The organism is Stenotrophomonas sp. NPDC077421, from assembly GCF_049545505.1.
Classification (GTDB): Bacteria; Pseudomonadota; Gammaproteobacteria; order Xanthomonadales; family Xanthomonadaceae; genus Stenotrophomonas; species Stenotrophomonas nematodicola.
The window spans coordinates 1-25454 of record NZ_JBMWDP010000048.1; the positions used below are offsets into that span (position 1 = coordinate 1).

The 25454-nt window shown below is 66.2% G+C and carries 29 protein-coding genes, 1 tRNA gene and 2 pseudogenes; 20 read left to right on the forward strand and 12 right to left on the reverse strand.

Annotated elements, in window-relative coordinates; translation table 11 throughout:
* A pseudogene (locus ACPEH1_RS18575) lies at window positions 1-2030 on the forward strand (hypothetical protein); the annotation flags it as partial.
* Window position 2031: 1 nt separating this feature from the next.
* On the forward strand, window positions 2032-2379 hold the full coding sequence (locus ACPEH1_RS18580) for a hypothetical protein (RefSeq protein ID WP_136006301.1): 348 nt from the start codon (window positions 2032-2034) through the stop codon (window positions 2377-2379).
* 554 nt (window positions 2380-2933) lie between these two features.
* Here ACPEH1_RS18580 and ACPEH1_RS18585 read toward each other — a convergent pair.
* The 5 genes from ACPEH1_RS18585 to ACPEH1_RS18605 form a co-directional block, all read right to left on the reverse strand.
* A complete protein-coding gene (locus ACPEH1_RS18585) occupies window positions 2934-3482 on the reverse strand; it encodes a cysteine hydrolase family protein (protein WP_423716173.1) in 549 nt (182 codons plus the stop codon).
* Window positions 3483-3496: 14 nt separating this feature from the next.
* Window positions 3497-4135, reverse strand: coding sequence for a DUF6766 family protein (locus ACPEH1_RS18590; protein ID WP_423666027.1), 639 nt, complete (start codon window positions 4133-4135; stop codon window positions 3497-3499).
* Between the two features lie 128 nt (window positions 4136-4263).
* Window positions 4264-4761 carry a ferritin-like domain-containing protein gene (locus ACPEH1_RS18595; protein WP_423716174.1) on the reverse strand — a complete coding sequence of 166 codons (498 nt, stop codon included), beginning with the start codon at window positions 4759-4761 and terminating at the stop codon, window positions 4264-4266.
* A 123-nt stretch (window positions 4762-4884) separates the two neighbouring features.
* Window positions 4885-5049: a hypothetical protein gene (locus ACPEH1_RS18600; protein ID WP_168355653.1), complete on the reverse strand. Its 165-nt coding sequence runs from the start codon at window positions 5047-5049 to the stop codon at window positions 4885-4887.
* Window positions 5050-5200: 151 nt separating this feature from the next.
* The gene (locus tag ACPEH1_RS18605) at window positions 5201-5866 is read right to left on the reverse strand and encodes an SOS response-associated peptidase (protein ID WP_423716175.1); all 666 of its coding nucleotides are present in this window, start codon (window positions 5864-5866) and stop codon (window positions 5201-5203) included.
* Window positions 5867-5963: 97 nt separating this feature from the next.
* Here ACPEH1_RS18605 and ACPEH1_RS18610 point away from each other — a divergent pair, with 97 nt between their 5' ends.
* From ACPEH1_RS18610 to ACPEH1_RS18630, 5 genes are all read left to right on the forward strand, one after another.
* Window positions 5964-6323: a hypothetical protein gene (locus ACPEH1_RS18610; RefSeq protein WP_166472851.1), complete on the forward strand. Its 360-nt coding sequence runs from the start codon at window positions 5964-5966 to the stop codon at window positions 6321-6323.
* Between the two features lie 90 nt (window positions 6324-6413).
* Window positions 6414-6677, forward strand: a complete 264-nt coding sequence (locus ACPEH1_RS18615) for a hypothetical protein (protein ID WP_166472852.1) — start codon at window positions 6414-6416, stop codon at window positions 6675-6677.
* A gap of 297 nt (window positions 6678-6974) precedes the next feature.
* Window positions 6975-7412: a hypothetical protein gene (locus ACPEH1_RS18620; protein WP_136006319.1), complete on the forward strand. Its 438-nt coding sequence runs from the start codon at window positions 6975-6977 to the stop codon at window positions 7410-7412.
* A gap of 134 nt (window positions 7413-7546) precedes the next feature.
* Window positions 7547-7996, forward strand: coding sequence for a BLUF domain-containing protein (locus tag ACPEH1_RS18625; RefSeq protein WP_136006323.1), 450 nt, complete (start codon window positions 7547-7549; stop codon window positions 7994-7996).
* 417 nt (window positions 7997-8413) lie between these two features.
* Complete coding sequence (locus tag ACPEH1_RS18630) at window positions 8414-8659, forward strand: hypothetical protein (RefSeq protein WP_136006325.1); 246 nt, start codon at window positions 8414-8416, stop codon at window positions 8657-8659.
* A 33-nt stretch (window positions 8660-8692) separates the two neighbouring features.
* Here the strand turns inward: ACPEH1_RS18630 and ACPEH1_RS18635 are convergent, their stop codons facing one another.
* Together ACPEH1_RS18635 and ACPEH1_RS18640 are read right to left on the reverse strand one after the other, a co-directional pair.
* The gene (locus tag ACPEH1_RS18635; protein WP_166472853.1) at window positions 8693-9784 is read right to left on the reverse strand and encodes a 4Fe-4S dicluster domain-containing protein; all 1092 of its coding nucleotides are present in this window, start codon (window positions 9782-9784) and stop codon (window positions 8693-8695) included.
* A gap of 2 nt (window positions 9785-9786) precedes the next feature.
* Window positions 9787-10083: a DUF4118 domain-containing protein gene (locus ACPEH1_RS18640; protein WP_136006330.1), complete on the reverse strand. Its 297-nt coding sequence runs from the start codon at window positions 10081-10083 to the stop codon at window positions 9787-9789.
* A gap of 190 nt (window positions 10084-10273) precedes the next feature.
* Here ACPEH1_RS18640 and ACPEH1_RS18645 point away from each other — a divergent pair, with 190 nt between their 5' ends.
* The 3 genes from ACPEH1_RS18645 to ACPEH1_RS18655 all read left to right on the forward strand — a co-directional run bounded on the left by ACPEH1_RS18645 (window position 10274) and on the right by ACPEH1_RS18655 (window position 12300).
* Window positions 10274-10711 carry a group III truncated hemoglobin gene (locus ACPEH1_RS18645; RefSeq protein WP_136006333.1) on the forward strand — a complete coding sequence of 146 codons (438 nt, stop codon included), beginning with the start codon at window positions 10274-10276 and terminating at the stop codon, window positions 10709-10711.
* A 44-nt stretch (window positions 10712-10755) separates the two neighbouring features.
* A complete protein-coding gene (gene hemN, locus ACPEH1_RS18650; RefSeq protein WP_136006335.1) occupies window positions 10756-12165 on the forward strand; it encodes an oxygen-independent coproporphyrinogen III oxidase in 1410 nt (469 codons plus the stop codon).
* A 48-nt stretch (window positions 12166-12213) separates the two neighbouring features.
* Window positions 12214-12300: transfer RNA gene (locus ACPEH1_RS18655), tRNA-Leu, on the forward strand.
* Between the two features lie 205 nt (window positions 12301-12505).
* Here the strand turns inward: ACPEH1_RS18655 and ACPEH1_RS18660 are convergent.
* A complete protein-coding gene (locus ACPEH1_RS18660) occupies window positions 12506-12934 on the reverse strand; it encodes an HD domain-containing protein (RefSeq protein WP_136006336.1) in 429 nt (142 codons plus the stop codon).
* A gap of 132 nt (window positions 12935-13066) precedes the next feature.
* Between ACPEH1_RS18660 and ACPEH1_RS18665 the strand changes: the two genes are divergently transcribed.
* The 5 genes from ACPEH1_RS18665 to ACPEH1_RS18685 all read left to right on the forward strand — a co-directional run bounded on the left by ACPEH1_RS18665 (window position 13067) and on the right by ACPEH1_RS18685 (window position 18348).
* Complete coding sequence (locus tag ACPEH1_RS18665; RefSeq protein WP_287249813.1) at window positions 13067-14071, forward strand: TraB/GumN family protein; 1005 nt, start codon at window positions 13067-13069, stop codon at window positions 14069-14071.
* Between the two features lie 112 nt (window positions 14072-14183).
* Entirely contained in the window at window positions 14184-14639 is a 456-nt protein-coding gene (locus ACPEH1_RS18670; RefSeq protein ID WP_166472854.1) for a BLUF domain-containing protein, read from the forward strand.
* Window positions 14640-14939: 300 nt separating this feature from the next.
* Complete coding sequence (locus ACPEH1_RS18675) at window positions 14940-16226, forward strand: nucleotide sugar dehydrogenase (RefSeq protein WP_136006340.1); 1287 nt, start codon at window positions 14940-14942, stop codon at window positions 16224-16226.
* Between the two features lie 31 nt (window positions 16227-16257).
* The gene (locus tag ACPEH1_RS18680) at window positions 16258-17880 is read left to right on the forward strand and encodes an FMN-binding glutamate synthase family protein (RefSeq protein WP_423716176.1); all 1623 of its coding nucleotides are present in this window, start codon (window positions 16258-16260) and stop codon (window positions 17878-17880) included.
* A 9-nt stretch (window positions 17881-17889) separates the two neighbouring features.
* The gene (locus ACPEH1_RS18685) at window positions 17890-18348 is read left to right on the forward strand and encodes a GNAT family N-acetyltransferase (RefSeq protein ID WP_423716177.1); all 459 of its coding nucleotides are present in this window, start codon (window positions 17890-17892) and stop codon (window positions 18346-18348) included.
* Window positions 18349-18360: 12 nt separating this feature from the next.
* On the opposite strand, the gene ACPEH1_RS18690 is transcribed toward ACPEH1_RS18685, so the two are convergent.
* Window positions 18361-19602: a TIGR03862 family flavoprotein gene (locus ACPEH1_RS18690; RefSeq protein WP_423716178.1), complete on the reverse strand. Its 1242-nt coding sequence runs from the start codon at window positions 19600-19602 to the stop codon at window positions 18361-18363.
* Window positions 19603-19611: 9 nt separating this feature from the next.
* Window positions 19612-20040 (reverse strand): FKBP-type peptidyl-prolyl cis-trans isomerase, encoded by a 429-nt coding sequence (locus ACPEH1_RS18695; RefSeq protein ID WP_136006349.1) that lies wholly within the window; start codon window positions 20038-20040, stop codon window positions 19612-19614.
* A 64-nt stretch (window positions 20041-20104) separates the two neighbouring features.
* Between ACPEH1_RS18695 and ACPEH1_RS18700 the strand changes: the two genes are divergently transcribed.
* The 4 genes from ACPEH1_RS18700 (at window position 20105) to ACPEH1_RS18715 (ending at window position 22948) form a co-directional block, all read left to right on the forward strand.
* Window positions 20105-20470 carry a DUF6164 family protein gene (locus tag ACPEH1_RS18700; protein ID WP_136006351.1) on the forward strand — a complete coding sequence of 122 codons (366 nt, stop codon included), beginning with the start codon at window positions 20105-20107 and terminating at the stop codon, window positions 20468-20470.
* A 46-nt stretch (window positions 20471-20516) separates the two neighbouring features.
* A complete protein-coding gene (locus ACPEH1_RS18705) occupies window positions 20517-21263 on the forward strand; it encodes a sulfurtransferase (RefSeq protein WP_136006353.1) in 747 nt (248 codons plus the stop codon).
* Between the two features lie 94 nt (window positions 21264-21357).
* Window positions 21358-22353: an LLM class flavin-dependent oxidoreductase gene (locus tag ACPEH1_RS18710; protein WP_136006355.1), complete on the forward strand. Its 996-nt coding sequence runs from the start codon at window positions 21358-21360 to the stop codon at window positions 22351-22353.
* 94 nt (window positions 22354-22447) lie between these two features.
* Window positions 22448-22948 (forward strand): pyridoxamine 5'-phosphate oxidase family protein, encoded by a 501-nt coding sequence (locus tag ACPEH1_RS18715; protein WP_423716179.1) that lies wholly within the window; start codon window positions 22448-22450, stop codon window positions 22946-22948.
* 43 nt (window positions 22949-22991) lie between these two features.
* Here the strand turns inward: ACPEH1_RS18715 and ACPEH1_RS18720 are convergent, their stop codons facing one another.
* Window positions 22992-23648 (reverse strand): exopolysaccharide biosynthesis protein, encoded by a 657-nt coding sequence (locus tag ACPEH1_RS18720; protein WP_136006359.1) that lies wholly within the window; start codon window positions 23646-23648, stop codon window positions 22992-22994.
* Window positions 23632-24942: a hemolysin family protein gene (locus ACPEH1_RS18725; protein WP_136006361.1), complete on the reverse strand. Its 1311-nt coding sequence runs from the start codon at window positions 24940-24942 to the stop codon at window positions 23632-23634. The genes ACPEH1_RS18720 and ACPEH1_RS18725 overlap by 17 nt, the downstream gene beginning before the upstream one ends.
* A gap of 283 nt (window positions 24943-25225) precedes the next feature.
* On the opposite strand from ACPEH1_RS18725, the pseudogene ACPEH1_RS18730 reads away from it, so the two are divergent.
* A pseudogene (locus tag ACPEH1_RS18730) lies at window positions 25226-25454 on the forward strand (pit accessory protein); the annotation flags it as partial.

Below are 25454 nucleotides of genomic sequence, written 5' to 3' on the forward strand. Positions count from 1 at the left end.
AGGCGGACGAATGGTCATTCGACGGCGTGTACCCCGTCGGCGATCTGGTGCAGGCCGGCGGTCGCCTGTATCGCGCTCGGGTGGAGACCAGCGGAAAGCAGCCCGATCTGTTTCCTGCCGTGTGGGAGCTGATCGGCGAGTACGCATCGCTGGGTGACGCAGTCGCTGGTGCGCTGTCCATGACCACCGTCAACGCGAGCGAGATCGAGGCCCAAGCCGCGCAGCTGCAGGCGATTCAAGTGCGTATGCCGGTCGGGGCTGGCGCGGTCGCGAGTGAGGCCAGTGTTTTCGCGGAGCGAAATGCCCGGGTGTCAGCCGATGAGGCCCAGGCGGGCCAACTGCAGGCGGTGCAGGCGCGCATGCCAGCAGGTTCGGGCATGGTTGCAAGCGAAGCATCGGTCGTGGCCGAATCACAGGCTCGCGCCACCGGCGACGCAGCGCAGGCTCAGCGGACAGACGCTGTCGTTGCACGCCTACCTGCCGGCGATGGCAGTCTCGCTTCCCAAGCGTCCGTGACTGCCGTCGAGCAGGCCAGTGTGGGCCGTGACACCGCGCTTGGGCAGCGCATCGAACAGGTCAACGCAACGGTGGAGGGCAAGGCGGAGACATCCGCGCTGCAGGTTCTCCGCAGTGAGGTTCAGCAGCTCGAGGGCGCCGTCAGCGCCAACAGCACCGCGATCACACAGGTGAAGGCTTCCACCGTAGCCAATCCCAACATGATCGCGAACCCCACGTGGCGCAGCGGCTTCGCATCCTGGACTACCCCGGCGAGCGGCGGGGCGTACTCGGACGCCAGCTACGGACCATTCGCGGCGATCCACGCTACCGCCAGCAACGACACCTCCTATCAGTTCATCCCTGGGCCGATTACCCCGGGCATGCACACGTTGTCCGGCGAGATCTTCCGAAACGGGCTGCAAGGCAATGCCCGCTTGGCGATCAGCGCGTACAACAATGACGGGTTGATCGGGTCGGTCACCGCGCTGTCGGACCCGGCCCAGGTCGGTGTCTGGACCAGGTACAGCTGCACGATCGACGTTCCCGCCGGCACCACTCGTTTGTTGGTTGGCATCATCTGCGAGGTCACCGACGCCGTATCGTCGTTCCGCCGGCTGAAGCTGGAACTGGGCGCGGCGCCGACGGTGTGGAGCGACGAGGTGACCATCGGCGGCACCGCGTCGGCCACGCAGGCCTTGGAGGTTCGCGCCACGACTCTGGAGAACGGCCAAAGCCAGCTGCAGGCGTCCTACACCTGGGCGCTTGACGTCAACGGCCGCGCCATCGGCATGACCTCGGTGAACAACGGCACCATCGGCCGCATCGACGTCGTGGCCGACCGCTTCGGAATCGTAGACCCGAACAATACCGGCAGCACCACGTTCGAGGGTGGCCGTTGGCTGACGCGGTCGGGCGGTCTTCTGCTGGCGCATGGCAAGCCATTCGGAACGACAGGGGATCTGCTGTTCTGGATTGGCGTCGGCTCAGACGTGAATGCCTGCAGCAAGGCGAACGGCCTCCTGTGGTTCGACAACAAGGGGGCCGGCTTCTTTGGGGGCTCACTCTCGGCCGGCATCCGGCGCAACGCCTACCGCTCGACGGCAGTCTCTACGGCCGCGACGGTGGAGTCGCCGCCGTTTGGCACCGGTGGAGCGCCCAAGACAGTGGTCTTCAGCCTGGCCTATTACAACTCCGGCTACCTGGACTCCGGTACGCCGGGTGTGGTGGCCAACAGCGTGATCATGACCCTGCAGCGCAGCTACAACGGCGGTGCCTGGGAGACGGTCAGTTCGATGCAGGTCGGCGGCCAGACCGCCGTCTATTACGACGACCTGTGGGGACGCTACAGCTACGAAGCGTCTGTCGGTGGCAGTGTCACGTTCACCGACGGCCTGCCTGGCGTCGGGACGTTCGCCTATCGGGTGCTGCTCAGCGGCGCGGCGGGCCTGTGGCCGATCACCCTGGCCGAGGCCAACGGCAGCAATTTCCACATCGGCTCCCAGGAGCTGTCCTTGATCAGTACGGAGGGTTGACGTGGCAGTAATCAGCGAGAGCGAACAGTTCGGCACGAAGGTTGAGGCGATCGCGCCTCGCATCGGGATCGACTGGAGTCCGTACACGAACGACGGTCCGGTGACCTTCCACTTCGAGAAGATCACTACCCAGTCCGACGGCACGGTCCTGGAGCGGACCTTTCTCGGGGTGCTACCGGCAAGGATCAGCGAGCTGCTGGCGCGGGACTACACCGTGAAGCACCCGGTAACCGGCGAGGAAAGCGTGGAGCCTGGATGGAAGCTGATGGCTATGATCAAAGCGGCGACAGACACCGTTTACGCCAACAACATTACCGGGGGGCTGACGCTGCTCTTGGATGGAGAATAGCGAACAGGGAAAACGATGAGCCGAAGCTGACTCGTTGCATATCAGTCTTCCAGGTCTCGAAGCGATGCGTCCGTTGACCTGTTCCGATATCCGCAGGGAAAGCGCACTAGGAACTCCAAGAAGCGAGCGCCAGAAATCGCTTGCCTACTTCCGCACCGAGGGCAAGTGAGAACGGCGCCACTGGCCCCAATCGGGTGTAGTTCCGGTTCCTCCCTTCCAGTGAACATGTGGTGACAGCTGTTGCAGTCCGCACGCACCAACGAAACCTCGGTCTCTCGGCTACAGGGTGCGAAATTGACTTCCAGAAGATAGAACAAGCCAGTGTTTGGCATTCGAGCCTCCTGTGCATTTGGCTCAACATGGCCAAATTCGGGTCCCCTGCGCTGTTGCCGTATCCGCATAGGCTCGGCGTAGGCTCAACTTGCGCCCACCGGTGTTGCGATAACGTGAGGTAAGCAAAGGACTCGTGATATTCACAGTACTTGTGAAAGCAGGCTTGGAAATGGTTGGCACCGGGCACGTGCGGGCGCGTTCTCGTCATTGTGCATCCTCCCTCAACGCGATAGATAGCTCCTGAGCGTGAGTACCCGCGCTGCGTTGGAATCCTGTAATAGATGGAGCGCAGTCTCCTTTCGCGAACCCCTCGACGCAACCGTCTCCCGGATAACCACGGTGTCATATTCGCGAGCATTGCTGTCAAAACATGTGGCAGCTATGCATGACTCGGTGGTCATTCCGCAAACCACGAGCTCGTTCGTGCCCAATTTGGCTAATAGAATTGCAAGCGGGGTTGCCAAGAAAGCAGAGTGCTTCGGTTTGAGAATGAAGTAGTCACCGGTCTGGGGCTGCAGTTTTTCTGCGATCACTGAGGAAGCGCCCTCTGTTGCCAGGCACACGCGCACCAGGTCTCTGAAGTCCATTTGCCAGTTAGCAAAGTTGTCATTGGCATAGATGACGGGAAGACTTCGTGCACGAAAATTCTGGCTGAGACGTGCGATCTGGCTTGCTGCCCGTACGGCGGCCGGTTCGAGACCCTTTGCATTCGGGAAGTCGAACCGGGTGAACATATCCACGATGAGCAGTGCCGGTGTTTTCTTCTTCATGTGTTGGCAGGAATTTAATCGCCGGTCTGACTGTGGGGTGCGGCAAGAGGCTTGGATTGGGGCGAATCTTTCTGGCGGAGGAAGATGGTCAGAACCACCAACGCCAGAACGGCTAGGAACTCGCTCTGCCAGTTTTGGAAGGACTCGAACCAGAAGCTGCTGGAGCACAGGTGGTCCCACCACGTGGGTGGCGCGACGCCATGCGCCAGCTGCTCGTCTACCTCCGCCCGCCAACTGCCTGCCAGGTGCAGGCAGAAGGAAATGATAAAGAGGCCTGCGAAGGTGATCGCCAAGGAGTGGCCGTAAAGAAGCTTCCAGAGCCCGCCTTTGCGAACCGCCCAGGGCTCAGGGCCAGGCTCAATACGTTCCTGTTCATCTGCAGGATTCATCGGCCTGGATTCTGCCGAACCCTTCTGCCTCAAGCTGACCGTAAGCAGCACATACATGCCCATTTGAAGGAACTCGCTCTCCCAGTTCTCGAACGTAGCGCTGACGAAATGGCCGCTGTGCAGGTAAGCCCAGAGATCCACCGTGCCCCTGCCTGCTTTTGCCAGCTCTTGGTTATGCGTGAGCAGTCCCGTCCAGATCTGGCCAATCAGAAAGCATGCGAGTAGCAAGAAAAGCACGATTGATAGACCGTTTCTCTGCCACATACCAGTCGGGCCTCGGTTTGCGCAGCGACTCAGTAAGCGACCGTGCGCTCGGTAGTGGGAAAAGGAGCGGCACGGAATGCCGCTCCAAGTGCGAGGGGTTGAAACAATCCATGTCAGCGCATCACCTTCTACGCGGCCGGTGCGGCTTTTGCATTGCCGCCTCCCTTGGCCAACATTGTCAGCTTCTCGTCCGTAGCCTTTTCCTCATCCAGCGTCTCGATAAGCAGCGGAAGAGCCGCTTTGTAGCCCAGCTGCTTGGCGAGCGCGGCAATGGTGCCATAGGAAGCAATCTCGTAATGCTCTACCTTCTGTGCACCGCCGATGAGAGCCGCATCGCGCACGGGGCCCTCCTCGATACTATCGATCGCTTCCTTGCCTTCCTCGATCAAGCCTTCCATAGCGGCGCATTTAATACGCTTCAGACGGATGCCGAGCAGCTCCACAACTTGATCGATCCGCTCAACTTGAGCTTGGGTCTCCTCAAGGTGTGTCTCGAACGCGGCAGAGAGCTCAGGGTCGGATGCTGCGCGGGCCAAGCGCGGGAGCGCCTTAGTGAGTTGCTTTTCGGCGCTGTAGATGTCCGAAAGCTCGTGGATGAAAAGGTCTTCTGCTGTTTTGATCGCCATTTCAGAAAGCTCCTGTCGAGTTGCGGAGTTTCAACATATCCCGGCAATCGTTAGGAGTGGCGCCCATTCGTGTGAAAGCGGCATGGACACTCTCGACCAGACCCGCGCCTCCCATTCCCGCGCTCAAGGTTTTGGCGGTTGTTCATAATCGTCAGGCCGGGCTGTTTCGTCTTGCTCCGGCATATCTTTGTCCTTCCACTTTGCGTCATCGTTGCGAAGCTTGTCGGGCGTGTGTGCCTTGTCTTGGTCGTCAACATCGGCGGTCGGGTTGAGAGGAAGCTTGCTCATGGTCTTTGCTCCGTTAAGGCCCCGCACAACCGTATCGCTGCGGGCGTGAGGATGACGCGCTCTGCTTGGGCGCTTGTCATGATCAGGACGGCGACGGGCGGCGCGCTTAACGCCAACGCGACGCCGGCGCGTTCACCGTTCGTTTGGCCGATTAGGCCACGGCAGCGAGCAGATCCTCGCGGTTGTTGCTGGCGGTGTTCACCGCACGGCTGACACGATAGGCCTCCATTGCCGGCGGCTGGCTGGCCAGAAGCATGGCCATCGCCGCTTCGGCGTCGGCCGTGAACCATTCTTCGGCCTGGGCCGGCTCCAGCCACACCGGCATGCGGTCGTGGATGTCCGCTGACACGCCGCTGCTGTCGCCGGTGATCACGGTGAAGGTGCCGAGGTTGTCGGGGTCCAGCAGGGGGCTGGCGCCTTCCCAGATGCCGGCGGCCCAGAGCGGGGTAGCCGCGTGGATGAACCACGGGTCCTTCTTCCCGTCCTCTTCGTTGACCGACCACTCGTAGTAGCCGGCCATCGGTATCAAGCAGCGGCGCTTTTTGAACGCCGCGCGGAATGCCGGCTTGTCCGCAACCGTCTCGATCCGGGCATTGATGGTGGAGCCCTGGAGCTTCTTGGCCTTGGCCCAGAAGGGCAGGAGGCCCCACGACAGCCGGGTGAGCTGGAGGCCAGTGCCGCGGTCCAGGATCACCGACGCGCGCTGGGTCGGGGCCAGGTTGTAACTGGCTGGCATCGACAGCAGGTCGCCCACGAGCTGGGGGAACAGCCTCGCGTCAGCGTCGCGAATGGGGGTCTGGACGAATCGGCCGCACATAATTGTGATCCCGTTCCCCGTTTAGTGAGGGGGCATTCGCGCCACTTTTACCCGCCGGGCGTGAGTATCGAGTGCCCGGCTAGTGAAGGAGAACGCCATGACTCCCGGTGCCGTGCGCATCCTCGACCATTGGGCGGCCACACCCAACTTCCGGACTCTGACGGTCGCTGAGGCTGCCGCCGGTCTTCAAGAGCTGCTGCCCCAATATCCAGGTCCGAACGACCAGCCGGTGGCGATCTGCGTCAATGGCTACCGCTGGTTCGTCCATGAGATGGAAGCGGTAGCGGATGCGATTTATCGCGCGTCGCGCCGTCCCCACCAGCTTGACGAGACCCTCGCCGGCGCGGACTGGGATGCCGACGTGAACGAGCAGGGACTGTGGGCTCTTCCTGGCAGGTGTTCGCGGCGTAGCCACAACGAGCGGGTACGCGATGAGTTCCTGATGCATAGGGCGTAATCCAAGCCTGGTTCGTCGCTGCCGGATCGCAGGGCCTGAGACGGTCATCCGTATCCTGCTCCTATGCTTCCTCACGACTTCGAATGGGCGATGTCCCTCCCGAGCCCTGACTTCCGCCCGGACGTGATCCGGCACAGGGGGCAGTGGGTGGTCAGACTTCACCAGCGGGTGGACACCGGGGCGTGGTTCGCCGAGCTGGACGTGCAGCGGGAGCGCCGGAATAAGAGGCCTTGCCAGAGCTACGACACCGGAATAATGGGTGTGGAGCTTTGGGTCGAGCGGCACCAGGAGCGGTTACGGGCCGAAGTGCTCGCCAAGTATGCCAGACACAAGTTCCCGATCAAGCCTCTGTAGTGCCTGCGCATGTCTGTCGGTTGTCCTCTGAGCGTTCCGCAATCGGCGACACCCCCTTGCGGCACTAAGGCCTGAATGGGTTGATTCGGAGGCGTTTGCGGAACGGAATTGCCCTCAAAGCCCTTGACGCATCAACCTTCTGGTCAGGACTGCAAATCCGCGTACGCCGGTTCAATTCCGACCCAGGCCTCCATCTTGATTCAAACGATCAGCCCGCCAACAGCGGGCTTTTTGTTGTCTGCGCGCAGGGTGCTGGTTGTACGCTGAGGGGCACAACGCGTTGAACAGGAGTACTGCATGGGTGTGCTGGACATGATGGTTGCTCTGGCTGTTGCCGGCCTGTCGATGCCAGCCGGCGCGTCGGGCGGTGAGCGGCCCACGCCGCGCTACGAGATTTCCGTCGAGCGCCTGAACGTCGCCGCGGCTGCGGGGAAATCCGCAGGCGATGTGCTGTCCGACAACAACCTCAAGGCGCAGCTCGAATCACGGCTTGGCGACACCGACGTGGTGCGCGCGATTGTCGGCGACGCGGCACTGGCCGAGATGGTGGGGGCGAGCCATGTCCCTACCTGCGCGCCAGACTGTGACGAGCACGCCGTGCTGACCGTGCGCCTGATTCTGGAGGACCACAGTTCGCTCGACTTTCGCCTGCCGGTTCGCAGAACCACCGCTGACGCGCTTGAGGACACCGCACGTACCGCCAGCGGCGCGCGCATCACCCCTGGCGCGCAGTAGCCCGCGCGTTTCTTCCCGGGACCGTGTGCGCGGCGCTTTGCCGATCCTGTCGGTATGAATGCTTCAGGCAGCGCCCACTTCCCGAGGAGGGAATCGTGCAAGCATGATGGCCTGCTTGAACCTGGATATCACCCATGCCCCTGCGTGCGATTGCTTACGTCAGTGAGGCGCGTCCCAGCCTCTCCACTACCGCCCTGGAAGCGCTTGTCGAGGATGCGGCCCGCTTCAATGGCGTGGCTGGCGTCACCGGGGTGCTGCTCTACGACGGCGGGCGCTTTCTTCAGTACTTCGAAGGACCCGATGATGGGGTGTCGGCGGTGTACGAACGCGTCCTGCAGGCGCGCAGCCATGAGCACCTGGTCGAACTGGCGCGCGGGCGTGTTTCCAGCCGTGCGTTCCCCTACTGGGGCATGCGCTGGCTTGGCGTCGAACCCGCTCTGATCCGGCAGTTGAGTGCTGGTGACTGGCTCGGCTTCGCCCATCACCTGGAGCACGGGCCAGCGGTCACGGCCGGCATGGGGTTGCTGGTGCAGACGGTGGCGCCGCACGTCCCGGAGGCACTGCTGGATCAGCACGCACGATAGTCGGCAGCTGGCACACGGCAGTTTTCGTCCTGCTCCGATGGCGGGCGCGCCGTCCGTTCATTAGCGTATCCCGGTCGGCGCACCATCCCATGCGCCGGCCTCCGGCGCGCAGTCGACTCTCCCTGGTCGTTTCCCCTCTGCGCGTGACGCCCCGCCGGGCATCGTCGTGACCGGACCTTTCACCTCGCCCCGCCGCGCCGCGGCACTGACATGACCCTGTCAACAACCCGGGCACATCATGGTGCGAGGCTGACGTGCAACTCTGAATGATTCAGGTGCCTTGATGCGTACCTTGTCGCGGCCATTGACTTGGCGTGGAGAACGTGCAAGGTTGGAGTGAACCAGGGGTGAACGTACGTCTACGTCGCAATCACGCGGTTTATCGACACCACGCAGGGCAAGTCCACCGGAGGTCGTATGCAATACGGCGCACATGGCTTGGCTGAGGGAGTGCGGACCGAGCTGGAAGCCAGCTATGTCAAACATGGCTGTGGCCCGGAATTCTGGACAACATACCAGCGGGTGCTCGACCGCCTGGTACCACAAGGTACCTCGCGCACGCGGGTGACCAACGAACTGGCCCTGATCATCGAACAGCTGGGCATCGTGCGTCGCGCGCAGATGGTGCCGCCGCGCAGCCCGGGGCGTCCGCGCGCACGTTGACCACCGGCCGGGGAGTCCGGGGCACGGGGGAGCTCACCACCAGTGCCAACCGATGCACAGCAGCGCCAGCAGGCAGGTGCCGGCGGCCAGTGTGCGCGGACGCCACCAGCGGCGCCGTTGCTGTTGGGCACGGCGCGGACTTTCGTAACGGATCAGTCCCAGCGGGAACCGCCATGCCCGCATCTGCTCGTTGCAGGCGTCCACGCAGGCGCCGCAGGCGATGCAGTCGGCCTGCGGACCGGTTCGGATGTCCAGACCCATCGGACAGGCGCGCACGCATGCGGCGCAGTCCACGCAGTCGCCGAGCCGGTCCGCGCTGAAGTGGGGCATGGGACCGGCGATGTCGGCATGCGCGGCGCGGAAGGCATAGTCGCTGGCGCTGACTGGATCGAGCAGGCCCCGGCCACGTTCGATCACGCCGCCCTGGCCGGCCGGACGGGGGCCGCGCGGTTCGCCGCGGCGCGCGTCGTACCCCATGCGTGGGGTATCGGTGTCGCAGAATGCTGCCTGCACCCGCGCATAAGGGCAGAGGTGGCGACACACCTGCTCGCGCAGAAAGCCGGCATTGCCCCAGGTGGCGAGCGCATAGAACAGCACCCAGAAGCGTTCCCAGCCGCGCCATGCGGGCTGCCAGAGGGTGGCGACCAGGGTATCGATGGGCGTAAAGAACCCCACGAAGGTGATTCCGGTCCATAGCGCGACCATCACCCACAGCAGATGCCTGACGGCCCACGCAGCGGCCGGCCGGCGCACCACACGCGCGGTGGCGCGGTCGATCCAGCCGAACAGACGGCTCCAGAGCGTCTGTGGGCATCCGTACCCACACCACAGCCGGCCGCCGAGGTTGGTCAGCAGCACCAGGCCGGTCGCAAGCACCGCCAGCGCGCCCAGGACCACCCACGCATCCTGCGGCCACAGGGTCAGGCCGAACAGATCGAAGCGCCGTGCGGGGAGGTCAAGCAGCAGCGCCTGGCTGCCGTTCCAGCGCAGCCAGGGCAGGGCGTAGAAGACAGCCAGCAGCCCCAGCGACAACAGCGGACGCCAGCGGGGGCGCGCGCGCCGGCGGCCCACGGGGGGGAGCGGCGGTGCTGTGTCCACCAGGTGCAGGGGAACCCGTCGCGGCATGTTCATCCCAGTGGCAGGTCGTCGTCGTCCCGCTGCGGTGGCCGCAGCAGAAATCCGGTCAGCGTGCTGGCGGCGGCGGTGACGACCCAGAACATGAAGAAGCCGACCGTGTAACCCAGTTCGCGGCTGATCGCATGCTGCGGAAAACTGATCTGGTGCAGCTGCAGCGGGTCCACGAAGGCGAAGAACACCAGGCTGGCCAGACCGGCGGCGATGAAGCTGGGCCACAGCACGGCGCCCCAGTACTGGATCAGCCGTTGCCGGCGGGCGGGGTCGGGCGAGTCGTGCGGATCGTACATTGCAGCCCCGGTCAGGAGAGAGGGGCAGGGCGCGTCTATACTTCGCGCCACCGGAGGCCGGGGACGCCGCTGCGCGCATCCTGCAGGTGCGTCCAGCCTAGGCGCGGTGGAGGCCGGCGACATTGATCCTGATCAAGGCGTACACCTCCCCCGACCCGGAACCTGCTCCCCGTTCCAACCAGTTGGCCCCATGCCGGAACTACCCCAAAACCCGTTGCCCGTTGCTGCGCCCGCCCTGTGCAGCGAAGCGGAGGTCACCCGCCTGGTGCATGACTTCTATGCCCGGGTGCGCGCGGAACCGCGGCTGGCGCCCGTGTTTGCCGCACGCGTGGACGACTGGGACGCGCACCTGGCCCAACTGGTGGATTTCTGGTCGGCGATGCTGCGCGGCACGCGGCGGTTCAAAGGGGCGCCGATGCCCAAGCACATGGCCATGAAGGAGCTGGACCGCGATCTGTTCGACCGCTGGCTGTGCCTGTTCCGGATCACCACGGCCGAGTGCGGCAATCCGCCCATGCAACGCCTGGCCGATGACGTGGCCGCGCGCATTGCGGACACGTTCTGGCGACGCTTCCAGATGCTGCATTGGCCGAGCCTGCCGATGCTGGGGCAGCCACGCCTGGATTGATCTGGCGCAATGCGCGCCGGTTCCGGTCTTGGCACGCTGGTGGCATGGATATGATCACGCCCGCCGCTGCCGGCCTCGCCTGGCACTTCGACCCCGAGCTGCTGCGCCGTCACGATCGGCCCGGACCGCGCTACACCTCGTATCCGGCTGCGCCGCACTTCCACGACGGCTTCGACGCCGCCGCGCTGGAAGGGGCCATCACCGCCAGCAACGTCACGGCGCGCGCGCTGTCGCTGTATGTGCATGTGCCGTACTGCACCAGCCCGTGCTTCTACTGCGGCTGCAACCGGGTGATCACCCGCGACCGCAGCAGGGGCGAGGCCTACGTCGCCCGCGTGCTGCGCGAGGCCGACCGCATTGCGCCGCTGTTCGATCCCGCGCGCGAGGTGATCCAGCTGCATCTGGGCGGCGGCACGCCCAACTTTCTCGATGCGGTCCAACTGCGCGCGCTGATCGACGGCCTGCGCAGCCGCTTCCGATTCAGCGCGTCGGCCTCTCGCGATTTCTCGATCGAGCTGGACCCGCGCTTCATCGCGCCTCCGGACATCGCCGTGCTCGCTGAGCTGGGCTTCAACCGCGCGAGCCTGGGCATCCAGGACTTCGACCCGCAGGTGCAGCAGGCGATCAACCGCGAACAGGGGGTGGCGCCGACACTGGCTATTCTGCAGGCGTGCCGCGCCTACGGCCTGCGCTCGGTCAATGTCGACCTGATCTACGGGTTGCCGCGGCAGACGTTGTCGGGCTTCGCGCAGACGCTGGAGACCGTGCTGCGCGAGCGCCCGGATCGTCTGGCGGTGTACGGCTACGCGCATCTGCCGCACCTGTTCAAGGCGCAGCGGCAGATCGCCGACAGCGATCTGCCGACGCCGGAGCAGAAGCTGGCGCTGCTCGGCCTGGCGGTGCAGCGCCTGGGTGATGCCGGTTACCAGTACATCGGCATGGACCACTTCGCACTGCCCGACGAGGACCTCTCCCGCGCGCAGCGCGCTGGCCAGCTGCACCGCAACTTCATGGGCTACACCACCCACGCCGATACCGACCTGGTCGGACTGGGCGCCAGCGCCATCAGCCACATCGGCCCGCACTACAGCCAGAACCCGCGCGAGCTGCCCGCCTGGGAGCAGGCCGTGGATGCAGGACGGATACCGGTGTGGCGTGGCCTGGCGCTGGATGCCGATGATGAACTGCGCGCCGAACTGATCGGCCAGCTGATGTGCCAGGGCGAGGTGGATGGGCGCGCGGTGGCAGCGCGCTACGGCGTGGATTTCGACAGCTACTTCGCCGACGGCCTGGCCGCGCTGGCACCGCTGCAGCAGGACGGCCTGGCCGAGCACGACGCCGGCATCGTGCGTGCCACCGAACGCGGCCGGCCGCTGCTGCGGCTGCTGGCGATGTGCTTTGACCGCTACCTGGCGCGTCCCGACCAGCCGGTGCGCTACTCGCGGGCGATCTGAACGGCGCGCATTCCAAATCCGGGCGCGATCAGGCACCCTATGGCCGCGGCCCGGATGGCGAAACTGGTAGACGCATCGGACTTAAAATCCGCCGGGGGCAACTCCATGCCGGTTCGATTCCGGCTCCGGGCACCAGCCACCGACCCTCCGTCCCCCGTACGGCGGACATGACGCATCTATCCTGTCCCGTCCCCGGCGCGGTGCCGCAAGGGCGCGGACCCACCGACGCCCTGCACGGGCAACCCGATCTGCATCGGGGGGATGGGAAGGACAATGGCAATCTGGCGGTAGGCGGGCCGTGCGGCGCGTGCGGCGCATCAATGCGCCCGCATCTGCGTTCTTACGTCGGCGCCGCGCCCAGCGCGTGCAGTGCGTGCGCATATTTTTCTGTCAGGCGCTGCGCCATCGCGTCGGGCAGGTACGCCAGGCGTGCCGGGTCGCGGTTGTCGGCGATGTCGGCCAGCTTGACCTTCAATGCCAGTGGATTGGCGCGGATGGCCGCGTAGTAGGCCTCGGCCGTGATGCCGTCGCGGCGGGTCAGGCACTGGACCGCGGCCACGATCGGCGCCGGAAAGGCGTCCACCTCGTCGGCGAAGTCCGGGCAATCCTCCACCACGTCGTGCAGCCACGCCACGGCTTCGGCCTCCGGGTCGCCGTGCACCCGGGCGGCGACCCGGGCAACATGGCCAATATAGGGATGCCCGGCTTTATCGACCTGGTCGGCATGCGCACGGCGGGCAAGCGCGGCGGCACGAAGCGCGATATCGATGACGCCTTCTCCCTGTTGACCGGAACCGCATTATGCGCGGAGAACGACACCGCGCGGCAGAACGCAAACTTTACGCAGCGCCTCAAGGGCCGCATTACGCTGCGCGACACACACCATCATGGACAGGGAAACATGGCAAAGGCGACGCGTGCAGGGATGGCACTGATGGGGGCGCTGCTGGCCTGGACGGCGGCGGTGCATGCGCAATCGCCTCAGCCGCCGGTGGTGGACATGGCGCCGGTGGTGGTCTCCGGCGCGCAGCCCGGTCCCGGGCTGTGGAGAGTCTCGTCCAGCGACGGACACACGCTGTGGATCCTGGGCACGGTCAGCCCGTTGCCGGCCACGCTTGAGTGGCGGTCGGACGAGGTCGATGCCGTCGTCGCCGAGGCGCAGCAGATGTTGGCCGCACCGGGCTGGACGCTGGACGCCGACATTGGTTTCTTCAAGGGGTTGACCCTGTTGCCGTCGGCGATGAAGGCCGCGCGCAGCCCGGATGGGCGTCGCCTGCAGGAGGTGTTGCCGCCCGCGCTGTACGCGCGCTGGGAAGTCCAGAAGAAGCGGTACATCGGCCGCGATGGCGGTATTGAGAAGGACCGGCCTCTGGTGGCGGCAACGGAGCTGTATGGCGCGGCGCTGAAGAAGGTCGGTCTCAAGCAGCGCTCCGCCGTCTCGGAGGTGCTGGACAAGGCAGCCAAAGCGCACGGTCACACGCCGGTCTCGACGCGGCTGGTGATCCGCATCGACGACCCGCGCCAGGCACTCAAGGACGTGCGCGCCAGCAGCCTGGACGACGTGGCGTGCTTCGAACGCACCCTGGACGTGGTGGAGAGCAAGTTGCCGATCCTGGTCGAGCGCGCGAATGCCTGGTCGGTGGGTGACATCGATGCCCTGCAGCGGATGGCCGTGCAGAGCCAGTACGGTGCCTGCGTGGACGCGGTGGAGCGCAGCGAGTTTGGCCGCCGCCGCGGCCTGACCGACCTGGACCGGCGTGCGCAGGAGAAATGGCTGGGCCATGCGCGCGATGCCCTGAAGCGCAATACCGTGACGTTCGCGGTGGTGCCGGTGTTTTCCCTGCTTGCCCCCGGTGGCTACCTGGACGAGCTGCGCCGGTCGGGGTACGAAGTGGAAAATCCCTGAGCGGATGCGACGGTTTTCTGACGCGCGGACCGGTCGGGAGTGTCGCGCCGGTCATCTATCAACGCATAAACGTTCATGGCATAGTCAGTAAAACTCCTCTGGATACTCTTTCATGCCGCTGTGTGCGATTGCGTACGTAAGTGACGCTGTCGATGGGATTCAAGCTTCCGATATAGATCAGATACTGGCGGCGGCTGGCAGCTTCAACAAGGTTGCCGGGGTGACGGGCGTGCTCATGTTCGACGGCCACCATTTTCTCCAGTATTTCGAAGGCCCGGACGACGGCGTCAATTCGGTTTACCACCGGGTGCTCAATTCGCGCGTCCACCGCAATCTGCGACAACTGCTGCACGCCCGGATTCCGGCCCGCAACTTTCCGCGCTGGACGATGGCGTCGGCGGCGATCGAGCCCGAGGTGCTGGCCAGCATCGCCGATGGTGCCTGGGCCGGGTTCGCGGTCGAGCCGCCGGCAGCGGATGGCCGCACTGTCGGATTCACCCGCCTGCTGGAACTGTGGACAGGCGTGCATGGCGAACTGGAACCTGCGGCGCTCACGTTGGGGTCGTAACACAATGATCACGGTTGCCCGTCTAAGCTGTGCCTACCAGCTGTGATCAGTCATGCGGGGTACCACCCTGGGGCTGTCTGAAAGGGTAGTAACCGCAGCTGGACCACTTTGCAGGCCGTCGTCCGTACTCTCCACGGGCGGCGGCCATTGTTTTTGGGGCGGGAGGGAATCTTTGTGGCGGGCCGGTGCACGCGCTAGTCTTGCCGGCATTGCAAAGCCCCGGGCGCCGTACCCCATGAAGTTCGTCGATTCTCCCCTGTTCCAGCCCATTGCCGCCCTCCACCCGTCCGGAGGGAAGGCGTGAGCGCGGTGGTCACGGCCGCTACGCGCCCCGATATTGCGATCATCGGCCTGGGATATGTCGGGCTGCCGCTGACGGTGGCCTTCGGGCGCGAACTGCCGACCCTGGGATACGACATCGACCCGGTGCGGGTGGCCGAGCTGCAACGCGGACACGATCACACCCTGGAGATGGAGGCTGCCGAGCTGGCCTCGGCGGTCCACGCACGCTACACCGACCGCCCCGACGCGCTGGCCGCCTGCAACGTGTACATCGTCACCGTGCCGACCCCCATCGATGCGATGGAACAACCGGATCTGGAGCCGTTGCGCAGCGCCAGCATGCTGATTGCCGGCATGCTCAAGCGTGGCGATCTGGTCATCTACGAATCCACCGTCTACCCCGGTACGACCGAGGAGGTCTGCGTCCCGCTGCTGGAGGCCGGCTCCGGGCTGGTGTTCAACCAGGACTTCCACTGCGGGTACAGCCCCGAACGGATCAATCCTGGCGACCGCGAGCGGCGCCTGGCCGACATCCGCAAGATCACGTCCGGGTCGACGCCCGCGGTGGCGGCCGTGGTCGACGCGCTGTATGCGCGCATCATCCGCGCCGGCACCTGGCCGGCGCCGTCCATCCGCGTGGCCGAAGCCGCCAAGGTGATCGAGAACATCCAGCGCGACGTCAACATCGCGCTGGTCAACGAACTGGCGCTGATCTTCGACCGGCTCGATATCGACACGCAGGACGTGCTGGATGCGGCCGGCAGCAAATGGAACTTCCTGCCGTTCCGCCCCGGGCTGGTCGGCGGCCACTGCATCGGCGTGGACCCGTACTACCTGCTGCACAAGTCCGAAAGCGTGGGCTACCACCCCGATCTCATCCATACCGCCCGCCAGGTCAACAACCGCGTCGGCGCACACGTTGCGCAGCGGGTGCTGGCCTTGCTGGCGGGGCGGGGCCGGGCCCCGGCCCGGTCGCGCGTGCTGGTGCTGGGGGTGACGTTCAAGGAAAACTGCCCGGACCTGCGCAACAGCCGTGCGCTGGAGCTGGCGCAGACGCTGCAGGCCAGCGGTGCGCGGGTGGAGGTGCACGATCCGTGGGTGGGTCCGGCCGTGTTGGCTGATGCCGGTGTCGACTGGATCGATGCCCCGGCCCCGCACGCCTACGACGCGGTAGTGCTGGCGGTGGCGCACGCGCGCTTCCGCGCCTTCAGCGCCGAGGACGTGCGTGCGCTGCTGGCGCCCGGCGGTGTGGTGTACGACGTGAAGTCGGTGTGGCCGCGCGACGTGGTGGACGACCGGCTGTAGACTCGAAGACGTCTTTGATTCGAGGAATGCCATGCATCGGTACCTTGTCTACCTGCTCGCCATCCTGCTGTTCCCGGTCTGCCTGTGGCTGGCCGGTATCTGGCCCGCCTGGTACTGGGGCGTTGGCATCAGCGCCGTCGTGGTGGGGCTGGGGACCTGGGATCTCCTGCAGAAACGCAGCACGCTGCGACGCAACTACCCGGTGATGGCGCACTTCCGCTATGGGCTGGAATCGATCGGCCCGGAGATCCGCCAGTACTTCGTGCAGAGCGACCTGGAGGACGTGCCGTTCTCGCGGCAGCAGCGGGCGCTGATCTACCAGCGGTCCAAGAATGATATGGACGTGGTGCCCTTCGGGACGCTGCGCAGCACCTATGCGGTGGATTACGAGTGGATCAACCATTCGCTCGCGCCCACCGACATCGGCCGCCACGACTTCCGCATCCTGATCGGGCCCAACTGTGCCAAGCCGTACTCGGCCAGTGTGTTCAACATCTCGGCGATGAGCTTCGGCTCGCTGTCGGCCAATGCGATCCGCGCGCTCAACGAAGGTGCGCGTCGCGGCAGTTTCTACCATGACACCGGCGAAGGCTCGATCTCGCCGTACCACCGGGAAATGGGCGGCGATCTGGTCTGGGAGATCGGCTCGGGCTACTTCGGTTGCCGCGACGATGCTGGTGGATTCAGCGAAGAGAAGTTCGTGGCCAACGCCAACCACGACCAGGTCAGGATGATCGAGATCAAGCTCTCGCAGGGCGCCAAGCCCGGCCACGGCGGCGTGCTGCCGGCGGCGAAGGTCAGCGAGGAGATCTCCATCACCCGTGGCGTGCCGATGGGGGTGGACTGCGTGTCGCCGTCCCGGCATTCGGCCTTCAACACGCCGGTGGAGCTGCTGCAGTTCGTGGCACGGCTGCGCGAGCTGTCCGGCGGCAAGCCGGTGGGGTTCAAGCTGGCCATCGGCCATCCGTGGGAATGGTTCGGCATCGCCAAGGCCATGCAGGAGACCGGCCTGCTGCCGGACTTCATCGTCGTCGATGGTGCCGAGGGTGGCACCGGCGCGGCGCCGGCCGAGTTCATCGACCATGTCGGAGTGCCGATGCACGAAGCGCTGCTGCTCGTGCACAACACCCTGGTCGGCCTGGACCTGCGCGATCGCATCCGGATCGGTGCGGCGGGCAAGGTCACCAGCGCCTTCGAGATCGCGCGCACCATCGCGCTGGGCGCGGACTGGTGCAATGCCGGGCGCGGCTTCATGTTCGCGCTGGGGTGCATCCAGTCGCTGAGCTGCCACAGCGACAAATGCCCCACCGGGATCGCCACGCAGAATCCGCACCGCTGGCGTCACCTGGACGCGGCCGACAAGGCGTCGCGGGTGCACAACTACCACGAGAACACCCTGCGCGCGCTGCGCGACCTGTTGTGTGCGGCAGGCCTGAACGATCCGTCCGAGCTGGGGCCGGAACACATCCTGCGCCGGGTATCGCCGGTCGAGATCCGCTCGCTGGCCTCGTTGTATCGCTATCTGTCGCCCGGCGAGCTGCTGCGCCGGGTGCCGGACCACGCGGTCTTCCACGACTACTGGGCCGATGCACGCAGCGATTCCTTCCAGCCGCCGGCGCGCATCCAGGCGCTGCGGTCCAGCAAGTCGCGCTGAGGGATGACCATGCAACTGCGCAGCGGTCGTGCGGACGAAGCCGATATTCTGTGGGCACTGCGCACGCGGTGCGTGCGCGAAATCTGCAGTGCGGCCTATCCACCCGAGGTGATCGCGCCGTGGGCGGCCTCGCCTCCGCCGGCGCACTACCGCGCACTGATCGGGCAGGGCGGCTGCATCGTCGCCGAGGACGCGGAGGGCCACCTGCTCGGCTACGGGGTGATCGACCAGGCCAGCAATGAGATCGATGCGTTGTTCGTCGATCCCGACCAGGGTGGGCGCGGCATCGGCCGGGCACTGATGGACGCGATGGTGGCGCTGGGCGATCCGTCGCGCCCGCTGGTGTTGTCAGCCTCGCTCAACGCTGTGCCGTTCTACCGGCGCGCGGGCTTCCAGCCGCTGCGCGAAGAGGCTTACGCGCACCCCAGCGGAGTGTCGCTCGCCTCGGTGCGCATGCAGCGCGGGTAGGGCCGGCCGGCGCTATCCCAGGTAGTCGATCACGCCGCGGCCGGCGCGCAGCCCGCTGGCGTAGCAGGCGGTCAGCAGGTAGCCGCCGGTGGGGGCTTCCCAGTCCAGCATTTCGCCGGCGCAGAAGGTGCCGGGCAGATCGCGCAGCATCAACTGCGCGTCCAGCGCCTCCAGGCGGACGCCACCGGCGGTGCTGATCACCTCGGCAAGCGGGCGCGGGCGAAGGGGCGACAACGGCAGCCGCTTGAGCGCCGCCGCGATACGCTCCGGCGGCAACTGTCCCGCCTCCTTGCCCAGCACCTCGAACAGCAGCGCCGATTTGACCCCGCCAAGACCCAGCTGGCGGCGCAGATACTCGCCGAAGCTGCGGCCCTGGCGTGGGCGCAGCAGCTTCTCCAGCACCTGCGCCTCGGTCTGCCCGGGCAGCAGGTCCAGGTGCAGCTGCACCTTCCCATCGCGGGCCAGCGCATCGCGCAGGTCGGCGGCCAGCGCATAGATCAGGCTGCCTTCGATGCCGTTGGCGGTGATCACGCACTCGCCCTGCAGGGAGCGCGGCTGACCGTGGAGGTCAATCCAGTGCGCCACCACCGGCTTCAACGGGGCACCGGCCTGGCGTTCGCTGAAGTACGCGGTCCAGTCCAGGTCGAACCCGCAGTTGGCCGGTTTCAGGGGGACGATGTCGATGCCGCGCGCGGCCATCGGCGCCGTCCAGGCGCCGTCGGAACCCAGTTGGGGCCAGCTCCCGCCCCCCATCGCCAGCACCACGGCGTCCGTCGTCACGGTGTGCGTGCCGTCCGCCGTATCGAAACACAGGTCACCGTTGGCATCCCAGCCGGTCCAGCGGTGCTGCACATGCAGACGCACGCCCTGTTCCTTGAGCCGTCGCACCCAACCCCGCAGCAGCGGCGCGGCTTTGCGATCCACCGGGAAGACCCGGCCCGAGCTGCCCACGTAGGTTTCCACGCCGAAGCCCAGCGCCCAGGCGCGCAGCGCATCGGCATCGAAGTCGGCGAGCCAGTCGCCGACTTCGGCCGCGCGCTCGCGGTAGCGTGATACGAACAGGTCGTGCGGATCGGAGTGGGTCAGGTTCAAGCCGCCCTTGCCGGCGATCAGGAACTTGCGTCCCGGCGAGCCCTTGGCTTCGTACACGTCCACCTGATGCCCCGCGGCGCGCACGGTTTCAGCGGCCATCAGGCCTGCCGGCCCGCCGCCGATGATGGCTACCCGTCGCGGGGCACTGCGTTCAATGCTCATGCGCAACGGTCAGCGCGGAGTGACGTCGAGCAGTTCGACATCGAACACCAGCGAGGAGCCCGGGGCAATCGGCCCGGCGCGACGGGCGCCGTAGCCGTACTCGGCCGGAATCATCAGCGTCCGCTTGCCGCCCACCTTCATGCCGGCAAAGCCCTCGTCCCAGCCCTTGATGACCTCGCCCTTGCCGAGCGTGAAGCTGAAGGGCTCGCCGCGATCGACCGAGCTGTCGAACTTCTCGCCGTGCTTGTCGGCGGTGCGTTCGTCGTAGATCCAGCCGGTGTAGTGCACGCTGATGCGGCTGCCGGGGGTGGCCTCGGCACCGGTCCCGGGCTGGGTATCGATCTTCTGGAACTGCGCGATGCTGCCACCGGGCGGCGGGCCGGGCGGGGTGCAGCCGGCCAGCAGCGACAACATCAATGGAATGAGCAGGCGGCGCATGGCAGCTCCAGGTCAGGAAAACGGGACGCAAGGGTAGCGCATCGCCGGGCGGTATCATGGGGGCATGTCGAAACTGCTGCTCAACCTGCGCCATGTCGCGGACGATGAAATCCAGGACGTGACCGCCCTGCTGGACCAGGCGGGCATCGCCCATTACCGCACCGAGCCCAGCCCGTGGGGAATCTCATGGGGCGGCATCTGGATCCGCGACAACGAGGACCATCCGCGTGCCAAGGCCCTGATGGCCGGGTACCAGCAGGCGCGCGGCGAGCGGGTGCGTGCCGAACGCCAGGCGGCGCTGCGCGACGGCAGCGCGGAGACCTTCGCGACGCTGGCCCGTCGTCGGCCGCTGTTCGTGGTGGCGGTGCTGCTGGGCATGGTGGCGGCGGCGGCCCTGGTGCTGCTGCCGTTCATGCTGCTGCGCGGCTGAACACGGCGCGGCGCCACAGGGGCGGAGGGGGCGGTAAAATGGCGGCATGATCGCCAATACCGCCGCCTACCACTTCACTTCCATTGCCGACCCGGACGCGCTGTGTGCGACCCTGCTGGCGCGTGCCACCACCGCCGACCTGCGCGGCACCGTGCTGGTGGCGGGCGAGGGCATCAACCTGTTCCTGGCGGGCCCGGAAGCCGGCATCGACGCCTTCTACGCCGCGCTGCGCGAGGACCCGCGTTTCGCCGATCTACGCGTGAAGACCAGCTACAGCCGGATGCAGCCGTTCGCCCGGCTCAAGGCCAAGGTCAAGCCGGAGATCATCAGTTTCCGCATCGACGACGGCCAGCCGCTGGCCTATCCGCGGGCGCCGTCGGTGGACCCGGCCACGGTGCAGCGCTGGCTGCGCCAGGGCCACGACGACGCCGGCAAACCCGTGGTGATGCTGGACACCCGCAACACCCAGGAGATCGCGTACGGCACCTTCCAGGATGCGCTGGTGCTGCCGATCACCAAGTTCACCGATCTGCCGGAGGCGTTGGCGCCGCACCGTGAGGCGCTGCGTGACAGCACTGTGGTGAGCTTCTGCACCGGCGGCATCCGCTGCGAGAAGGCGGCCCTGTGGATGCGCAACGACGGCATGGACAACGTGCTGCAGCTCGACGGCGGCATTCTCGGGTACTTCGAGGCCGTGGGCGGGGAGGGCTACGACGGCCGCTGTTTCGTGTTCGATGAGCGGGTGGCGCTGGATGCGGACCTGAAGCCGCTGGTGGACGCGCCTGCCGGTTGACGGCTGAACGCGAAAATCAGCGTCCCGCTGCCGGGCATGGCGACGGGGGGAATCGGCCCCATCTCAGGGGCATACCCTTTGATGGAACGCGTCCATGCACCTGTCGATACTTGATCTGGCCCCGGTCTGCGAAGGCAGCGATACCACGCAGGCCTTCGCCAACATGCTGGACCTGGCCCAGCACGCCGAGGGCTGGGGCTACCACCGCTACTGGCTGGCCGAGCACCACAACATGCCCGGCATCGCCAGCGCCGCCACGGCTGTGCTGATCGGCCATGTCGCCGGCGGTACCCGGCGCATCCGCGTGGGAGCCGGCGGCATCATGCTGCCCAACCATTCGCCCCTGCAGGTGGCCGAGCAGTTCGGCACGCTGGCCTCGCTGTATCCGGACCGCATCGATCTCGGCCTGGGCCGCGCCCCGGGGACCGACCAGCCGACCGCCCGCGCACTGCGCCGCTACTTCGACAGCGCCGACCAGTTCCCGCAGGACGTACGCGAGCTGCTCCATTACTTCCAGCCGGCCCAGCCCGGCCAGGCCGTGCGCGCGGTTCCCGGCGCAGGCATCCCGGTGCCGGTCTGGCTGCTCGGGTCCAGCCTGTTCAGTGCGCGCCTGGCGGCGGCGATGGGGCTGCCGTTTGCGTTCGCCTCGCATTTCGCGCCGGATGCGATGGATGAGGCACTGGCGGTCTACCGCCGCGAATTCCGCCGTTCCGAGCACCTCGATGCCCCTTACGCCGTGCTGGGCCTGAACGTGGTGGCTGCCGATTCGGAGGCCGAAGCGAAGCGTCTGTTCACCACCCAGCAGCAGAGCTTCGTCAACCTGCGTCGCGGCAGGCCGGGCCTGATCCCGCCGCCGATCGACGACATCGAGGACTTCTGGCAGCCGCACGAAAAGCTCGGCGTGGAGAACGCGCTGGCCTGCGCGGTGGTGGGCGACCTGGACCAGGTGCGCGAGGGCATGGCGGCCTTCGTCGCGCGGCACAGGCCGGACGAACTGCTGCTCACCGCCAACATCTACGACCATGCCGCGCGCAGGCGTTCGTTCGGGTTGGCGATGCAGGCGCACCGCGACGGGAGTGCCACGCCGTAGGGCGTGCCCCCGCGAAGGCGGCGTGACCAGCCGGTTCACGCCGTCGTAGCCGGCAATCCGGTGTGATGGAGCTCCTTTTTGCAGGAGTCCTCCCATGCCAGAACACGACCGCCAACAGCACATCCGGCAACTGGCCGAGATGATCCGCGGCATCGACATCGCGATGTTCACCACCGTCGGTGTCGACGGCCGCCTGTACAGCCGTCCGCTGGGTACCCAGGAGGTCGAGTTCGATGGCGACCTGTGGTTCGCGACCGCGGCCGACAGCCCGAAGGTGGCCGAGATCGCACTGAATCCGCGGGTCAACGTGGCCTATGCCTCCACCTCGGGCAACACCTATGTGTCGGTGGCCGGCACCGCGCGGGTGATCGATGACCGCGCCAAGGCCGAGGAACTGTGGTCGCCGGCGATGAAGCTGTTCTTCCCCGGCGGTCCGGACGACCCGAACCTGCGCCTGATCCACGTCAGCGCCGAATCGGCCGAGTACTGGGATGGCCCGGGCGGCCTGCTGGGCAGCGCCCTGAGTTTCGTGTTGTCGGCGATGAACGACGAGCCGGGCGCGTTGGCCGACAACGGCGTGGTCGATCTGCGCTGAGCCAGGGCTGACGAGGTGGGTCCCGACCGCGGGTCGGGACACCTCAGAACCACTTGTTGAACAGCTCCACCGTGTAGCTCACCAGGTGCCCCGAGCTGAAGCCAAAGAACAGCACAGCGGCCACCGCGCCGATCCAGTTGGCCAGCATCAGCGCGCCGTCGCGCTCGAGCAGGGCCAGGGCGAACAGCAGCAGCTGGAAGCCGAACAGGTAGTTGGTGAAGGGGATCGGCAGCGACAGCATCACCCCCACCAGGATCAGCAGCAGGCCGGTGAAGGCATGGGCCGGCAGCGGCGACAGCAGGCCCGGCAGGCGCGGTTTGAGCAGCCGGTCCAGGCGGCGCAGCGCGCCGTCGATGCGGGCCAGGAAGCGGTGCATGGTGCCGCGCTTGGGGCCGCGGTTGGCGATGAAGCCCGGCAGCCAGGGCCGCCGCAGCCCACACAGCATCTGGACCCCGATCAGCAGGATCAGCGGGCCGCTGACCGCCCCGCCAATGCCCGGGATCGGGATGAAGGCCGGCAGGATCGCCACGAACAGGAACACGCCGAACGCGCTCTGCTGCAGGTTCTGCAGGATCTGGCCCAGCCGCAGGCGCTCTTCCGGGTCGCCGTGGTCGAACATCGCCAGCAGGGTGCGGATGCCCTCGTTGCGATAGTCGGGCCGGTCCTGGTCCGGCGGAGTGGGATCAGCCGGTGAGTTCATCGGTCTCTTCTTCGGACAGCGTGCGCAGCAGCAGTTTGTCCACGCGTGCGCCATCGAGGTCGACGATCTCGATGCGCCAGCCGGCCCAGTCGAAATACTCGCCCGCGTGCGGGATGCGCCCGAAGAAATGGATGCACATGCCGGCCAGCGTGTAGTAATCGCCGTCTTCGGCATCGGGCAGTTCGGCATTGCCCATCAGTTCGCGCAGGTCCTCGATCGACAGCGACCCGTCCACCAGGTACGAGCCGTCCTCGCGGGTCACCACCAGGGCGTCTTCGTCCACGTTCTCCACCGACTGCAGCCGGCCGACCACCGCACCCATCAGGTCGCTGATGGTCACCAGGCCCTGGATCTCGCCGTACTCGTCCACCACCAGCGCCATCGACTGCTGTTCCTCGCGGAAGATCTCCAGCAGCTTCATCGCGTGGGTGGATTCGGAAACGTACAGCGGCTCGCGAAGGTGCTGGAACAGCGAGTGGTCGTCGCGCACCAGGCGCGTCACCAGGCTTTTCACCTCGAGCACGCCGACAATGTCCTGGTCGTTGTCGCGGTACACCGGGTAACGCGAGAACTCGTTCTCGCGCATGGTCGCAATGTTCTTCTCCGGGGCCGCCACGGTGTCCAGCCAGGCGATCCGGTTGCGCGGCGTCATCAGGCTGTCGGCCGTGCGGTCGCCCAGGCGCATCACCCGGTTCATCATGTCGCGCTCGTGCGCATCGATCACGCCGGCCTCGTGGCTCTCGGCCACCAGCATGCGGATTTCTTCTTCGGTCACGGAGGCCGCTTCGTCTTTGCCCAGACCAAGCACCCGCAGCACCAGCCGGGTGCTGTGCGAGAGCAGCCACACCGCCGGGAAGGCGATGCGCGACAGCCAGCCCATCGGCCAGGCGACCAGGCCGGCGATATCTTCCGAGCGGGTGATCGCGAGCCGCTTGGGCACCAGTTCACCGAAGATGAGCGTCAGGAAGGTGATCAGGGCCACTGCCAGCGCCTTGCCCACTTCGCTGGCATAGACAAACCCCGGGAACAGGCCGTGCAGCCATTGGGCGATGGCCAGGCCGATCGCCTCGCCACCGAAGACACCGGTCAGGATGCCGATCAGCGTGATGCCGATCTGGACCGTGGACAGGAAGCTCTCGGGCTTTTCAGACAGCTCCAGCGCCCGTGCGGCGCGCTTGCTGCTGGCGGCCATCTGCTTGAGCCGGCTCTTGCGCGAGGTCATGACCGACATTTCGGACATGGCGAAGAAGCCGTTGAGCAGGATCAGGGCCAGGACAATAATCAGTTCAAACACGGGCGTCGTCCCCGGTTGGTGGCAGGGAGGGCGTGTTCAAGCGATGTCGGCTACCGGGGCGCGGGAAGGCGCGGCGGTGCGGAGGGGGGTAAGGGTCGTCGTCCATAGAGTGCACCCGAAGGTGCCCGTGCATCTTAACAAAAGGCCGGGGCAGTGACGCAAACAGAGTCGTTCAGGCGGGGCCACCCTGGCGTGAAGATCGGGGGGGAGTACCCGCAATGGACATCAAACCGTCATAATTCCGCCCGGTGCCGTCCTTCCTCGACGGCGAATAGGTTTCTCAATGTTCTCTCTGCAGACCATTTTCGGCTCCGGCAAACAGTTCTACACCCTGCTGGACGAGGCTGCGCAGGCCGCCCAGGACAGCGCCAAGGCGCTGCACGCGATGCTGCGCGCGGCCGACCGCCAGCCCGCGCTGGACGCCTTCAAGCTGGCCCGCCTGCGCGAACGCGCCGCGTCGGACAAGATCAGCCAGGCGCTGGTGGACAGCTTCATGACCCCGATCGAGCGCG